This is a genomic window from Paraglaciecola chathamensis S18K6, assembly GCA_000314955.1.
GTDB lineage: Bacteria > Pseudomonadota > Gammaproteobacteria > Enterobacterales > Alteromonadaceae > Paraglaciecola > Paraglaciecola chathamensis.
In genome coordinates, this window is record BAEM01000006.1 from 103,995 (window position 1) to 119,453 (window position 15,459).

14 protein-coding genes are annotated in these 15,459 nt (G+C 47.4%); 3 read left to right on the forward strand and 11 right to left on the reverse strand.

The window, feature by feature from the left end:
- The first annotated feature begins 451 nt into the window (after positions 1 to 451).
- Genes GCHA_RS01700 through GCHA_RS01710 form a run of 3 tightly spaced genes read left to right on the forward strand, consistent with a single transcriptional unit; the run spans position 452 to position 4,394 of the window.
- Positions 452 to 1,831, forward strand: a complete 1,380-nt coding sequence (locus GCHA_RS01700) for an aminotransferase class III-fold pyridoxal phosphate-dependent enzyme (RefSeq protein ID WP_007984362.1) — start codon at positions 452 to 454, stop codon at positions 1,829 to 1,831.
- Complete coding sequence (locus tag GCHA_RS01705; RefSeq protein WP_007984364.1) at positions 1,828 to 2,907, forward strand: tartrate dehydrogenase; 1,080 nt, start codon at positions 1,828 to 1,830, stop codon at positions 2,905 to 2,907. Before GCHA_RS01700 ends, GCHA_RS01705 begins: the two co-directional genes overlap by 4 nt.
- Entirely contained in the window at positions 2,904 to 4,394 is a 1,491-nt protein-coding gene (locus GCHA_RS01710) for an NAD-dependent succinate-semialdehyde dehydrogenase (RefSeq protein WP_007984366.1), read from the forward strand. Before GCHA_RS01705 ends, GCHA_RS01710 begins: the two co-directional genes overlap by 4 nt.
- A gap of 56 nt (positions 4,395 to 4,450) precedes the next feature.
- Here GCHA_RS01710 and GCHA_RS01715 read toward each other — a convergent pair whose 3' ends face one another.
- From GCHA_RS01715 to GCHA_RS01765, 11 genes are all read right to left on the reverse strand, one after another.
- Positions 4,451 to 5,344, reverse strand: a complete 894-nt coding sequence (locus GCHA_RS01715; RefSeq protein WP_007984368.1) for a CopD family protein — start codon at positions 5,342 to 5,344, stop codon at positions 4,451 to 4,453.
- Between the two features lie 22 nt (positions 5,345 to 5,366).
- Positions 5,367 to 5,750, reverse strand: coding sequence for a copper resistance CopC family protein (locus GCHA_RS01720; protein WP_039991937.1), 384 nt, complete (start codon positions 5,748 to 5,750; stop codon positions 5,367 to 5,369).
- Between the two features lie 12 nt (positions 5,751 to 5,762).
- A complete protein-coding gene (locus GCHA_RS01725; RefSeq protein ID WP_007984374.1) occupies positions 5,763 to 6,926 on the reverse strand; it encodes an acetyltransferase domain-containing protein in 1,164 nt (387 codons plus the stop codon).
- A gap of 72 nt (positions 6,927 to 6,998) precedes the next feature.
- The gene (locus GCHA_RS01730; RefSeq protein ID WP_007984376.1) at positions 6,999 to 7,724 is read right to left on the reverse strand and encodes a DUF4198 domain-containing protein; all 726 of its coding nucleotides are present in this window, start codon (positions 7,722 to 7,724) and stop codon (positions 6,999 to 7,001) included.
- Between the two features lie 15 nt (positions 7,725 to 7,739).
- Complete coding sequence (locus GCHA_RS01735) at positions 7,740 to 8,300, reverse strand: hypothetical protein (RefSeq protein ID WP_007984378.1); 561 nt, start codon at positions 8,298 to 8,300, stop codon at positions 7,740 to 7,742.
- Complete coding sequence (locus GCHA_RS01740) at positions 8,297 to 8,986, reverse strand: HupE/UreJ family protein (protein WP_007984380.1); 690 nt, start codon at positions 8,984 to 8,986, stop codon at positions 8,297 to 8,299. Before GCHA_RS01740 ends, GCHA_RS01735 begins: the two co-directional genes overlap by 4 nt.
- A gap of 10 nt (positions 8,987 to 8,996) precedes the next feature.
- Positions 8,997 to 9,374: a hypothetical protein gene (locus GCHA_RS22285; protein WP_007984381.1), complete on the reverse strand. Its 378-nt coding sequence runs from the start codon at positions 9,372 to 9,374 to the stop codon at positions 8,997 to 8,999.
- Positions 9,375 to 9,584: 210 nt separating this feature from the next.
- The gene (locus GCHA_RS01750; RefSeq protein WP_007984382.1) at positions 9,585 to 10,541 is read right to left on the reverse strand and encodes a M56 family metallopeptidase; all 957 of its coding nucleotides are present in this window, start codon (positions 10,539 to 10,541) and stop codon (positions 9,585 to 9,587) included.
- A 1-nt stretch (position 10,542) separates the two neighbouring features.
- Entirely contained in the window at positions 10,543 to 10,932 is a 390-nt protein-coding gene (locus GCHA_RS01755; RefSeq protein WP_007984383.1) for a BlaI/MecI/CopY family transcriptional regulator, read from the reverse strand.
- A gap of 152 nt (positions 10,933 to 11,084) precedes the next feature.
- Positions 11,085 to 14,207 (reverse strand): efflux RND transporter permease subunit, encoded by a 3,123-nt coding sequence (locus GCHA_RS01760; RefSeq protein WP_007984384.1) that lies wholly within the window; start codon positions 14,205 to 14,207, stop codon positions 11,085 to 11,087.
- A 10-nt stretch (positions 14,208 to 14,217) separates the two neighbouring features.
- Positions 14,218 to 15,456: an efflux RND transporter periplasmic adaptor subunit gene (locus GCHA_RS01765; RefSeq protein WP_039991940.1), complete on the reverse strand. Its 1,239-nt coding sequence runs from the start codon at positions 15,454 to 15,456 to the stop codon at positions 14,218 to 14,220.
- Positions 15,457 to 15,459 lie beyond the last annotated feature (3 nt).

The window sequence follows — 15,459 nt, forward strand, 5'->3', positions numbered from 1 at the left end:
TCGCTTATTTAATGCCAAATTGAATCCACTGTTTGCGTAGTTAAGTCTGTTTTACTGATTCAATCAGCAGACTATGCTGCAATAAATTCATACATTATGTTGAGTACTCTCTTTATAGATAGAGCATATCGCCTCTACCAAAAGACACTGTACAGGCTTAAATTTTAGAATCATTCACTCAGCCTCATCGTGACGAGGCAAGAGTAAAACTGTACCCATCGATCATCGCTCAAAGTGAACAGCATATTTTGCTGAGAACTTATCAAAAACAACATTTACACGCTCTTCTTAGCGCAGCAACGACAAAATTTAAACATTTAGGGACGCTACTATATTGGCGAATAATCGTGCCCGCTTATTTGGGGTACAACTTCTCTGACTATGTATATGACGAGTGCGTTTTGTGCATCTTGCACCCTGCATCGCTATACAAACAACATGGAAAATACTCATGCAAACGCCTGCTTTGACAAAACTTGACAGTCGTTACCTTATTCATCCTGTGTCCAACTTCCGTGAACATCAGAAAAAAGGTGTCAAAATATTGCAATCTGGAAATGGTGTCTGGCTGACAACAGCAGACGGTGAAGCGTATCTGGACGCATTTGCCGGCCTATGGTGTGTTAACGTAGGTTATGGACAACAACGTGTTGTAGACGCCGCTATAAAACAGATGAATACGCTGCCTTACGCCACCGGCTATTTTGGATTTGGTAGCGAACCAGCCATAAAGTTAGCAGATAAACTCGTCTCGATTACCCCTGCTTCTCTCCAACACGTGTATTTTTCGTTGGGGGGCACAGACGCTATCGATGCAGCCATCCGCTACATCACCCACTATTATAATGCCATCGGCAAACCTACTAAAAAGCACATAATTGCACTCAAGCGCGGCTATCATGGTTCATCAGCTGTGGGCTCCGGCATCACCGGTTTACCCGCCTTTCATGCAAACTTTGATGTTCCCACGCCCAGTCAGCACCATATCAGCTGCCCGTATATGTATCGCAGTGAATATGAGACAGCAGATGCCCTTATTGCCGCATCAGTAAAAGAATTGGAAGACAAAGTAGCAGAGATCGGCGCCGAGAATGTTGCTGCCTTTTTCTGCGAACCGGTAGTTGGCAGCGGCGGCGTAATTGTCCCTCCAAAAGGATGGCTCAAAGCTATTGAACAAACCTGTAAACGTTTAGGCATTCTGCTGCTGATAGATGAAGTCATCACCGGCTTTGGCCGCACAGGAAAAATGTTTGCCTGTGAGCACGAAGATATTCAGCCAGATTTGATGACCGTCGCTAAAGGTCTGACATCGGGTTATGCCCCGATGGGGGCTGTGCTGATGTCGGATGAAATTTTTGACGGTATTGCTGATGGCCCAAATAAGGCCGCGGTGGTCGGACACGGACAAACTTACTCGGCTCATCCGGTGAGTGCCGCTGTCGCCCTGGAAGTGATCAGTATTTACGAAGAAGAAATGCTGCATCATGCACAACAGGTAGAACCGTATTTTCAGGCGAAATTACAGGCGTGTTTGGCACACCCATTGGTCGGTGATGTTCGTAATTTAGGGTTACTTGGCGCTATTGAATTGGTTGCAGATAAAAGCACTAAACGTCAGTTTTCCCCTGCTTTGAAGCTACATGAAACCATTGCCGACATTGCCTGGAAGCACAAGCTAATTTTCCGCGCTTTTGGCGACAACATTTTGGGTTTTGCACCAGCACTGTGTTTTACACAAACCGATTTTGACTTTCTGTTCGAGCGACTTCAGCAAACACTAAACGAAGTACTGGCTTTGGATGCGGTTAAACAGGAGATGACAGGCCAATGAAGACGTTTAACATAGCGATTATAGCGGGCGATGGCATCGGTAAGGAAGTCATGCCAGAAGGCCTAAAAGTAGTTAAAGCAGCGGCTGATAAATTTGGCCTGAGCCTTAACTTTCGTCACTTTGATTGGGGTGGTTGCGACTACTACCTGCAACACAATCGCATGATGCCTGACGACTGGAAAGAACAGGTTAGTGACATGGATGCGATATACTTTGGCGCGGTCGGCTGGCCTGATACGGTCCCGGATCATATTTCACTTTGGGGCTCTATTCTTACTTTTCGTCGCGAGTTCGACCAGTACATCAATATGCGGCCCGTGCGTACTTTTAGGGGAGTAAAGTGCGCACTTTCCACGCCTAAAGCCGATGAGATCGACTTCATAGTAGTGCGGGAAAACACAGAAGGTGAGTATTCCTCTATTGGCGGTATCATGTACGAAGGTACTGACCGAGAGGTGGTGTTGCAGCAATCTGTCTTCAGCCGCCACGGTACTGATCGGGTACTGAAATATGCCTTTGAAACCGCCATGACTCGCCAAGCCAAAAAAATCACCGTTGCTACAAAAAGCAATGGGATGGCCATCAGTATGCCCTGGTGGGATTCAAGGGCTGAAGCGGTATCAGCCGACTACCCTCAGATCAGCTGGGATAAGCAACACATCGACATCCTGTCTGCACGATTTGTAATGAATCCAGAGCGGTTTGATGTAGTTGTGGCGTCAAATCTGTTCGGTGACATTTTGTCTGATTTAGGTCCAGCGTGCACAGGTACTATTGGTCTTGCCCCTTCAGCCAATTTAAATCCTGAGCGTAAATTTCCATCTCTGTTTGAGCCTGTGCACGGGTCTGCGCCTGATATTTTCGGTAAAAACATTGCCAATCCGATTGGCATGATATGGTCAGGCGCACTCATGCTCAGCTTTCTCACAGAAGATAAGGGCGCTGGACTCGCGGCCCACGATGCTATCATCGCTGCTATAGAAAAAACCTTAGAAGGCTCAACGCTTACACAAGATCTGGGCGGCGATGCCACAACCCAGAAGATGGGCGATGCAATCCGGACGAATTTACTATGAGTGATACATTCGATATCGATCTGGCTTCATCGTTACGCGAGCCCACTTTGCTTAATCACCGCAACTATATTAATGGTCAATGGAAAAAAGCGGTGTCAACCGACACGTATGAGGTCATGAACCCTGCGACTGGCCAAAGCATTACCGGTGTCGCCAACAGCGATGCCATTGATGCAGTTCATGCAGCACGCTCAGCCCGCCAAGCATTTAACAGTTGGCAAAGGACCACCCATCGTGAGCGCGCTTCCCTGCTGGAAAAATGGCATGGGTTGATTGAGCAACACATGGACGACATCGCTTGCATTATGAGCTCAGAACAAGGAAAGCCGCTGGCAGAGTCCAAAGGCGAAATCGCTTATGGTGCTTCATACGTAAAATGGTTTGCTCAAATGGCTATGCAACTGCGCGGAGACATTCTACCTGACAGCGTTCCTGGCCGTCAGCAAACTGTCGAAAAACGCCCAGTTGGCGTTGTCGCGGTCATTACACCATGGAACTTTCCTTTAGCCATGTTGGCCAGGAAAATAGCGCCGGCACTGGCTGCAGGCTGCACAGTTGTTGTAAAGCCCGCTGAAGACACGCCATTAACAGCACTGGCAATGGCAAAATTGGCAGATATGGCGGGGTTTCCCCCAGGGGTCATCAATGTGATTACCGCTTCGCGTGAGCAAACGGCTATTGCCGTCGATGCTTGGCTAAAAGACGTGCACGTAAAGAAAATAAGCTTCACGGGTTCTACGCAGGTTGGCCGTTACCTGGCTGAACGGGCCGCCACTTCTCTGAAGAAACTGTCACTGGAACTAGGAGGTAATGCCCCCTTCATTGTGTTCGAGGATTGCGATATAGATGCAGCCATAAGTGGTCTTTTGGCTGCCAAGTTACGCAATGGTGGGCAAACTTGTGTCTGCCCCAATCGAATTTATGTAGCCAATGGTATTTATGACGAGTTTGCCAGCCGCCTGGTGGATAAAGTAGCTGCGATGAAAGTGGGAGATCCTTTCGATGAAGCTACGCAGATAGGCCCAATGATCAATCAAAAAGCCATCGATAAGATTACTCACCATGTGCAAGATGCCGAAGAAAACGGCGGGATTTTGTTGTGTGGTAGTACAAATGCGCGGGAAGGGTTCTTTTTTGAACCGGTAGTAATAGCAGATGCCAATAACAAGATGGCACTTTTCAGCGAAGAAACGTTTGGACCGGTACTGCCACTTTTTCGCTTCCACACAGAACACGAAGCCATCGAGGAAGCAAACAATACCGAGTATGGCCTTGCCTCCTACTTTTACACCCAAGATCATCAACGCATTCATCGAGTGAAACGAGCCCTTCAGGCCGGCGTTATTGGCGTTAATGAGGGTGCTGTTGCCAGTGAAGTTGCTCCTTTTGGAGGGGTGAAGGCGTCCGGTTATGGTCGCGAAGGTTCCCACTATGGATTGGATGATTTCTTGCAGCTTATTTATGTTTGCGAAGGCAACCTTGGCTGAAATAAAACTCAGTAAAAAAAGCGCCTATAGTAAGTATAGGCGCTTTTTTACTGATATTAGTCTGCAATACCGATGCTATTGCTAAGGGTTGCAGTAACCATGAGAACAAGTACGCCGATTAGCGCCTCAGCTGTGATGGATTTTCTCACTGCAATGCAATCCTGTCTTGTTTCAATGCGTCCAACTAATTTCCATTTATGATAAGCCGCAAAGCACAACATCCCGCACACCAAAGTTAACTTTGCCGCCATTACCCAAAGGTACACGTTGTTAACAGTGCTGCTAACGTTTAGCAGTAAAAGTGTTAACAAGATACCGCCCGACATCAGCAATATCCCAACCCAAACAGCAGCCTGTTTTCCGTAGGCCTGCAAGGCTAGTTGCAGTGCCTTGGCGTGCTCAGTACGACTCAAACGAATAAGCGGATAAAGGCTTCCAATCCACCAGCCAGCCATCATCACATGCAAGGCTATACAGAGTTGCGCAGCCAGTGATGTGGTTGCCGAGTGTCCACTGCGGGTAAAGGACCACCCAATAACGGCTGCAGTAAACAGCACAGAGAATACCAGCGCTGAGGATCCCCCCTGGCGCTTTCTTTGATTAATCCAAATAAGTATAACGAGTACCAAACTCAGAGCAATGCCTCTAGCCAGTGTTTGCTCGCCAATCGCTGAGTTCCACACCAGCTGCAACATAAGTGGGTCGATGACCCCTGACAGCCCCTCATCCAGTAGCATTCCAGCATTCAGTGGCACAACTGCGGTCATCCCAACTAAACTGAAGAAAAAACTGCACCATAGCCAACCCATTAAGCCATTTTCCGACGTAAACGGGTTTATCTGTGTTGCGTGTTTGTTGAACAGCCCAAGCATAGCGACATAGCCCATGAAGCTGAACACGCCAAAATAAAAGAAAAGTCTTACCAACGAAAGTAAAATGAGCCAATCCATCCGATTGACTCAACAGTACATATTAGTGAGAAGCATGATGCTCATGGCCGTGTTTGACTACGAACGCATAGTTACCACTCATTTTATGCCCGTCATTTCCCAGTACGGTCCAGTCTACCTGATAGTTTCCGGACGATAGCATGGGCAGTGACCATTCCACGGATTTAGCACTTTGCAACGCAGGCTTAAATCCAAAATCCACCGTATTTCCAGAACTTTCAGTCAGCTTCAGTTTAATGACCTTGACCTCAGCGCTGAAACCAAGTTTCAGCTTTTCAGGGGGCGTAACGCTCTCACTTTCTGCTACAGGAAAAGTTTTAGACAAATGGACGTGAGCACTAACCTGTGCGCTCAACAGTGCACAAGTGAGCGCCAAGATGTTTAGTAGTTTGGCTTTAAATGACATAGTCCTCTCCTGTCAAAGGTATTTAACAATGGGATTGCTGCTGTTGTGTTTAAACTTCGAAAATACCTTCGTAGGCCAGTAAAGTGCACCTGCCAGAAGCACAGAGATAAACCAGATTTGCCAGACATAGTCGAAGGCAAAATACTCACCGTGATTAGCACCAAACACGTTGAAAACAATCCGATAGCTGACCAACAGTACGAACAGGTGTACCACATAGTAGAACATCGGCGCAGATCCAAACGTCTCAATACTTTTCGTCAGACGATTGTTTACATTCTCAAGCGCCGCCAGCACAAGAAAAGCAGTTGCCAATGTAAACAGCACAAAATCGAGAGACGGTGGATACTTGGTAAATGCCAAGAACGACATCAGTGTATGTGTAAAGTCCTGTTGAGATTCCCATGGCAAGGTTTCACCGTAGATATTAAAGCCGCGCAAGATGAGTAATACCACCCACATAGCCACGCCAAGTTTCACCAAGGTTGACTGACGTTTACTACCTTCAACAGCCTGGGAATACAGTGGGCCCATGCTGTAACCCAACAGAATAACGCCAATCCACGGCAACACAGGATACGATGCCTTTATTTTGAATGACTCTGACTCAAAAATGAAACCGCGATCATGCAGTATTGCCCACAGGTTGTAGCCAAATTCGCCAGGCGCAAAAGTGATTGGACTAAGTAAATTGTGCCCACAAACAATAAGTAGGCCAAGCGCTAATATGAGTTTGTAAGGGAGTTTACAAAGTACGGATAGCGACACCATACTGACGCCAATCGCCCACATAACTTGCAGCCAAAGCGTGTCGTAGGTCCCCATCCACATCCAGTTGATGACGGCGATTTCAACAAAAATGATGAACATTCCTCGCTTGAATAAAAATGGCGTCGCTGAGCGGGGTGCTTTATTCGAAGGGTGGGAGTATAACCAGGCTGAGAGACCTGTTAAAAACACAAACACTGGTGCACAGAAATGCGCCATCGTTCGAGTAAAGAATAATTCAGGACTCGTGCTATCCACATCAACGGGATCTGAAACGTTCAGATGATAAAAATACCTTTCCCGCACGTGGTCAACCAGCATAAGCAGCATCACTAGGCCCCGCAGGATGTCTATAGACGCGACCCTCTTTTTTAACCCATCTGTGGGTGTCTGTGCTATTTCACTCATATTATTCACCTTACTTGAAGCGACTTGGGCTGAGCTTACCTCAGCCTGTTGTTATTATTTTTAGTAAAGGTCTCACTCAGGTGCGTGAGGTAAAACAAAGGATAATGTGGCCAGTAGTTCGTATTTATCAATGATTTTCGGACGATCTGTAGGCGCATCAAAAATCGCCATCACTACATTTAAGCCTTGATTGCGAATGGGCAATGTAACCTCACCGTTGTTATCCGTTTTAACTGGTTCTGCATCCGGATCATTTACAAAATCCGCTTTTACCAGTGCATCGGCGACCGGCTTACCTTTGTGAAGTACCTTGTAGGTTTGTTTTTCTCCCAACATTTGGGGGAATGAATCGCCTACCGGTACAATCTGCAGCACCTGGGTGTTGATGTAAGGCACGCTGCGCAGTGGACCACGCAAATGAACGGCATATTTGATGGTCTCTTCACTAAGAATTGCGTCTGGCAATTCATCACGACCTTTACCAATCCAGTGCCCTTCACCGGTATTTGACCAAATACCGTTATTCAGAACTGCTGAAACAGCTACCGGATAATCATCGCTGGTGACAAGCAACAACGGGCCCGTGGGCGTGAGCTCTACATCAACCTCATCCCAATCTTCGTCAAAGCCTTTGATAGATCCGACTTTTGGCAGACGTAACACAGCATCAAGATCGTCTGCGCCGACACCGTAAATCATCGCCAGTTGTTTAGAACGTTCTGCGAACCAGATCCCATGAGCACTGGCCTGTGCGCTGATTATTACTGTCAGTGCGATTATGCAAATTTTCTTCAACATTGCTGTTTCCTTCGATTAGTTTTTTGTTTTAATTGATTGGTAAAAACCCGCTACTGTAACTGTCACCGTTATCGGATCATCTGACATGTTCTGCCAATACCAACCATGCGTGCCTTCGAATGGTGCTTTGAAAATACCATTGTCGGCGGCAATCGATTTTGCTTTTTTGTAACTCTCGAATTCGTTCGGATTCTCCAGTTTTTCGCCATGCATATCCATATAAAGAGGCGTTCCGTCGGTATGCCAGCTGAAGCTCATACCGTTGTTCGCCTGCATTAGCGCCTTTACCTCTATTCCTTCGTATTCAGGAATCTCTACAACGAGGGTTTTGGTGGCAAATTCTCCCTGGCTCCCAGCTAGAATAAAATCTGCATCGGAGGTAATTTCCATATCCTCACCGACTGCTGCATTATTGATGCTCGTTAAACCGAGTATCTTGCCAATTCCCGTGATGTCTTTGTTGTATTCTGCCGGCAGCACTACCGTTACCGACAGTACAACGGCCACTGCAACAGCAATACCTAAGCCTTTAATAATTTGTTGATTCGAAACCTCTACATGTTGCTGGGCTGTCATACTGTTCCCCACATATATCCTGATAGTTGAAAGATGGTTAACGTTACGCCTGCGGTCACCAAAGCCATATTGGCGGTGAATGCATAACGCATAAAATCCTGGCTCTTACGAAGTAAAATAATGAGCAAAAGCATGCCGAACAACGCAATCATTTGACCCATCTCAACACCAATATTGAATGAGAGAATATTGCCAACCAGCCCATCTTCAGACAAAGTGAAATCTTGTAATTTCGTTGCCAGACCGAAGCCGTGGAACAGACCAAATACAAGTACGGCGACTTTATTATTAATGCTAAACCCACAAAATCGGGGGAAAAAGCCAATGTTGTCCAAAGCCTTGTAAGCGACGGATAATCCTATAATTGCATCAATCAGGTAGGCATTAATGTGAATTCCAGACAGCACCCCAAACAGCAAGGTGACACTGTGACCAACCGCGAACAGCGTGACGTACACGCCCACATCCTTTAGCCGGTAGAGGAAAAAGATAACCCCAAACAGGAACAGTAAATGATCGTAACCTGTCACCATATGCTTCGCACCTAGGTAAATATACGGAATTACCTGCAACCCGGTGCTGGATTCAAGAAACGCTTTATCACCTTCGGCTACACCGTGGGCACACGCAAATGGGACCGCGAGTAACAAGGTAACCGATAGCAAAATTTTAGAAATAAATTGCATCGTGTTCAGCCTATAGTTTGTATTTTCCGACAATCTTAGAAACACCATCTTCCAGCGTGAGCATTGCCAATACTTGTTCAATACCGGCGAGATCCAAAGGGCCAGTAAACTCATTTGCTTCCCTTGCAGGAATTGTCACCACTTCTTTGCGACCTTTGCCCTTTACCTTCAGCCGAAGTTGCAGGTCGGAGGCATTTAGTGGCTCGCCATCATAAAACACCCAGACACTGACCTCTTTGCCTTGGGCTTTCATCTCAAAAGAATATTCCCCGACGATTTTTACTACCCCGCCGTGCACCGGCTCGGTGTTGCCATGTGCCATTGCCTGATTAATTACCAGTGGTGTAGTTAGTAAAGCGGACAGCAATAACAGATAATGTTTACGCATAACGGTTCTCCTTCAATAGAAAAATAATACTTAATAGTTGTGAGCAGAAACGACGCTTTGAACGGTGTTATCCGACACAAATTACCGAATTGTCACTTTTTAAAACAATGAAACACTGTTGTTCATTTCTGCCGGTTTGATATCACCTTATAAAAACCTACCAGCAGTCGGTTTTTATATTACTAGAACTAACCGGAAATGCCGTTTCCGTCAGAACTGAATAATGAGCTCTATATAGTGGTGTAAACTATCCATAGACAGCAAGTTTGCTGCTAGAACTGCGAGAGCCGTCCCACTTACGACCAGTGGCACATGAGCATTGAGCTTCGCAGGTTGAATTAGGTTTTTAACCCGAAGTGAGACACCATGTTGGCCAAAGCCCATCACCATAGGAAGTTGCCATCGCGTGTCACTCTTACCATAGGCAACCAGCGCCGAGGCTACATTAAGGGCTCCGGTTTCCCTTCCTGCAACAGCATCGGCTTTCATTTCCGTCGCCAACTCAAAAGCTTGGCGCATTTCACGGCGCAAGGCGGAGGGATACCAGGCACTCATCAGGCTAAAGACCCAAGTCTGTAACGGATCCCGATGTGTTTTATGCGCCACTTCATGAGCTAGAATGCAATGCAACTGCTGTGGTGTAAAACGGGCAATCAGTCCGCTGGAAAGGTAGACACGCGGTCTGAACCCTCCTGCTGTAAAGGCCAGTGGAATATTCGTTTCCAACCTGGTGAAGGTGTGGCCTTGGAACGTACACTCGCGGCTTTCAGCAATTAGCACTGCGCTTCGCAGACTGTCACGGTGTTTTTTGAGCTCGTAGACGTGGCGTAACACAATCCAGACCGATACGGCGCACCAACTTATCAACAAACAGCCATGCCACGTAAACCATTCGAACGAAAACAGATGATGCCAGTGAATAAACAACGCCAATGACGTCCACATTAAGTCTGTAAACGCATGTAATATGAAGGCCACACTGCACAGCATTGCCACGCACACCGGCAATAACACCCAACCGATCAGCATTGATTTATGCCAGCTTGCTGGCATCTGTTTTAACTGGCGCAGTACCAGCTGACTAACAGGCCATTGTAAAAGCAGCGTAAACCAGGCGCTTATAATCGCCAGGCTGATAACGTTCAGAATGATTGCCGTATTCCACATTTCAGTTTTCCTTATCCTGACGCAGTTTTTCGCGCTGCGCCTGAATCATTGCATCAAGAGCATCCAGTTCCTGCTCTTCCAACTGTCCTGAGTACGATTGAAATGCATTCACAAATACATTTTCATTCGATGAGGTGAAGTCTCGGGTCGCGTTATCTATTAGTGTTACAATCAAGTTTTCTCGCTCCACACGAGGAGTATAAAAAAAAGCATGTCCCCGCTTATGTCTGTCTAGTAACTTCTTTTTAAATAACCGATCTAACGTAGTCTGTATAGTGTTTAAACTGCCCCCTTTTTCTCGGGTCAGCGCTTCATGAACGGTTTTGACATCGCTAGGCGAGCGTTGCCATAAATAGTTCAGAACCTGTTTTTCTAAATCACCTAGAACCATCAAATTTTCCTCTGTGATGTTTTTAGTGTTTCATACGCCGGCAAAAACGGATTTCTGTTTTTGCCGAATTTTTAGCATATTATGCTGTTTAACATTGTAAGTCAGTGAGCTACTTGTGCTCTAGTGGGAAAATATACTCCCGAATTAAGTATTTACGATACGCCTTCGGCTTCTGTGGTTTCTGACGTGTCACGGTGCAGTAATCGATATAGCCCGGGTATAACAAACAGTGTCAGAATTGTAGAAGATATAATGCCGCCTATCACCACAGTTGCCAGCGGCCGTTGCACTTCCGATCCAATCCCCGTGTTTAACGCCATAGGAATGAAACCTAATGATGCCACCAGCGCGGTAGTCAACACCGGACGCAGGCGTGTTAGGGCTCCATCAAAAATCGCCTGTTCCAGACTGTGTCCCTGCTGGCGGAGGTCGCGAATAAAAGAAACCATAACAAGGCCATTGAGAATGGCGATTCCAGAAAGGGCGATAAACCCCACTGCAGCGGAAATGGAGAAAGGTATATCTCTGAGCATCAGCGCGGCTACGCCCCCTGTTAGTGCCAGCGGTACGCCAGTGAAAATGATCAACGCATCCTTAACAGAACTCAGAGCCAGTATAAGCAAGCCAATAATCAGCAGCAGCGTAACTGGCACCACTACTGCAAGCCGCGCTGAGGCAGACTGTAGTTTCTGATATGTACCGCCGTACTCTATCCAGTACCCCGCCGGAATTTCTACCTCGCCGTCTACTGCACTTTGTATATCGGCCACGAAACTGCCGAGATCCCGTCCACGCACGTTAGCAGTAACCACCACTCGACGCTTACCATTTTCTCGGTTTATCTGGTTAGCCCCTGATACCAGTTCAAGATCTGCCAGCTCCCGCAGTGGCATGACACGACCATCTGACAAGTTAATTGGCAAATAAGCCAAAGCCTCTACGTCACTACGACGCTTCTCACCTAGGCGCACCACAATGTCGGAACGAATATCGCCTTCATAGAATTTGCCCGCAACCTTGCCACCCAATGCCGTACCCAACTGCTCCTGTAACTGTGCTTTAGTCAAACCAAGCAGGGGCAGCTTGTCCTGCTTGGGTACAATATTCAGCATTGGCAGGCCAGTAGTCTGTTCCACCTGAACATCGGCAATGCCTTCAACCCCACTGATGGCGCTTTCAATTTCGCTACCAAGGGCAGCTAGAGCATCGAAATCATCGCCAAATACCTTAATCGCCAGTTCTGCGCGCACCCCTGCCAGTAATTCGTTAAACCGCATCTGAATAGGCTGAAGGAACTCATAACGGTTACCCGGAATAGGTGTCACAATTGCGGATAGCTCACTAACCACCTGTTCTTTGCTTTTAGTTGGGTCCGGCCACTGCTCCCGAGGCTTTAGAATGATGAAATTATCGGCCACGCTAGGAGGCACGGCATCGGTTGCAACATCGGCGGTACCAATTTTAGCAAATACGCGCTCTACTTCTGGCATTTCGCTGATCTTTTCTTCAAGAATTTTTTGCAGTGCTACCGCCTGGCTCAGCGAGGTGCCAGGTATACGCAACGCGTGCATAGCAATATCCCCTTCATCTAGGTTTGGCGCAAACTCGCTGCCCAACTGAGTAGCCTGATAACTGAAGAATATAACCAGGGCAGCGGCTAACCCGACCACCAAATAGCTTCCTTTTAGAACCCATTTCAGCGCCGGTCGATACAGCGCCTCAGCCCCTTTAATAATAGGGCTGTGTTTTTCTTTCACAGGCTTATTGAACAGCAGAGCTATCGTAGCTGGGACGAAAGTGACAGAAAGCACCATTGCGCTCAGCAAGGCGATTACCACGGTCATTGCCATAGGGTGGAACATTTTTCCCTCCACCCCTTCTAAGGCGAAGATAGGCAAATACACTGCTGTAATAATAAACACCCCAAACAGTGCCGGACGAATAACTTCTCGGGTTGCATTAAATACCACCTTCATGCGCGCTTTTACGGGAAGTTCCTGCCCCTGCTGACTAAGTCGGCGCAAACAATTCTCAACAATAATGATGGCGCCATCTACTAACAATCCGAAGTCCAAAGCCCCAAGACTCATCAGGTTAGCACTAACCCTAGCTTGCACCATACCGGTCACCGTCATCAGCATGGCAAAAGGGATCACAAGTGCAGTAAGAAATGCCGCACGAAAGTTACCCAGTAACAAAAACAGAACAACGATAACCAGTAGCGCCCCTTCGATGAGGTTGGTTTCAACTGTTTGGAGTGTTTTGTCAACCAGACGGGTACGGTCGTATACTGCCGTCGCTACAATGCCTTCTGGCAGGGTACGGTTTATTTCTATTAATTTTTCTGCCACGGCGTTTGCTACGGTGCGGCTGTTTTCGCCGATAAGCATAAAGACAGTACTCATCACTACTTCCCGACCGTTCTGGGTCGCAGCGCCGGTTCTAAGGCCCTTACCGTTTTCTATGTCGGCAACATCTTTCAGATAGACGGCTGAACCATCAACTTCAGCAAGGGGAATATTGCCAAGCGCATGAATGTTCTTCAACTGGCCAGGCACTCGTATTAGCCACTGGGCACCATTTTGCTCGATGAATCCTGCTCCGCGGTTCTGGTTGTTGGCGGCAATCGCGTCCACCACATTTTGCTGAGTTAAATTGAATGCTAGGAGCTGTTGCGGATTAACCGCTATTAGCACCTCCCTTTCAAATCCACCGATGGGGTTAACTTCTACCACGCCTGGCACACGCATCAATTGGGGCCGGATAGTCCAATCGTGCACCGTTCGTAAATCCGTTGGCGATACCGAACTGCCGTCAATGTTAACCGCGCCAGGTTTGGCATCGACGGTAAACATAAATATTTCACCAAGGCCGGTGGCTATTGGACCCAGTTCCGGCTCCAATCCTGCGGGCAATTCAGAACGAGCGGCAGACAAACGCTCGCTTACCAACTGGCGTGCGAAATACACGTCCGTATCATCGCTAAAAATTGCAACCACTTGAGAAAGGCCGTAACGGGACACTGAACGCGTATAGGTTAAACCAGGCAAACCAGACAGAGCCGTTTCCAAAGGGAAGGTAACCCGCTGTTCTATTTCCAGAGGTGTATACCCGGCGGCTTCGGTATTGATCATAACCTGGACATTGGTAATATCCGGCACTGCGTCAATGGGTAGCTTGGTAAAATTCCAAACACCAACGCCAGCCGCCATTAGCACGAGGGCCAGTACCAGCAATTTGCGCTTTATTGAAAAACTTATAATCGCTTCCAACATGAGGTTGCTCCTAGTGGTCGTGAGACGCGCCAGACTTCTCGATGTCGGCTTTTAATACAAAACTGTTTTCGGTGACATACTCGGTACCCGGTTCAAGACCACCCAGCACCTCTATCCATTCACCGCCTTCACGCCCCAACTCCAACATTCGAACTTCATATTGCCCGCCCACTTTGGCGTAAACCACGGTAAAATCACGAAACGCCTGTAACCCAATTTTTTTAACCGCCAGAGGAACAGCAATATTAGCAACGTTAATATTGGCATTAACAAAGCTACCTACAGATAAAGCGTCTTGGGCATCATTCACGTTTACCCAATGAATGCGCGCCTGATCACGTCGAACTTCCGGTTCAATAAACGTCACCTTGGCCGTAATGTCCTGCGCAGATCCTTCAACCCTCAATGAGACATCACTACCGACCTTTACCTTATCGTAATCTGACGGATAAACAGCTAATCGGGCGATGTAGTTCCCTGTAGTGGTTAGTGTGATTAACGTGCGCCCTTTGGTTTGCTCCCCTTCATTTGCCATGAGCGACGTTATCACCCCAGTGGCGGGGGCTTTTATGGTGTAAGGCTTCAGACTTTCATTGCTTTCGATCGTAAAAAGTCTCTGGCCTTTTTTTACTTTGTCTCCAAAGTTAACGTGTCGTTGCGTAATTTCGCCATCGAACCGAGCACTAACCTTAGTGTGTGCGTTAGGTGGAAAAGCCAGTACGCCGTATGCAGGAATACTTTGGTGCAGTGTTGCTTCACCGGCAATTTCAGTCTTTATTTCCATTGCGTCAGCTACTGCCTGTTCAATGGTTGTCCGGCCTTCATAGTTTTCGTATTCCCAACGGTACGATGTACCTTTGTACTGCGCTGTCACCGTGACGTAAAATGAATGGGGTTCGTAAATTACGCTGTCTCCGCGTAAAAAGTCTCCTTGGGCTCTAAAGTTGATGTCATCTATTACATCGCCCAAGCGGGTAAGTTTGACGTTAAGCTTTACTTTTTGCGGCGCAATGACATTTCCTTTATCGGTAAGCCAAACACGGAATTCCGGCGGCACGCCGGTTTCAAAAATCGCCAGCTCAACAGCAAAGTCACCATCGCGCAGCATTCTGCCACGATGAGGCCCTTTCTCGGGCTCGACCTCAGCCGATTCTGTTGGACCCGATGCAGCCGTAGCGAAGGGGATTGGAAGTGCCAAGCAAAGGGTTAAAGCTAGGCTTACCGATGTAAGTAGTTTGGTGTTTTTCATGAT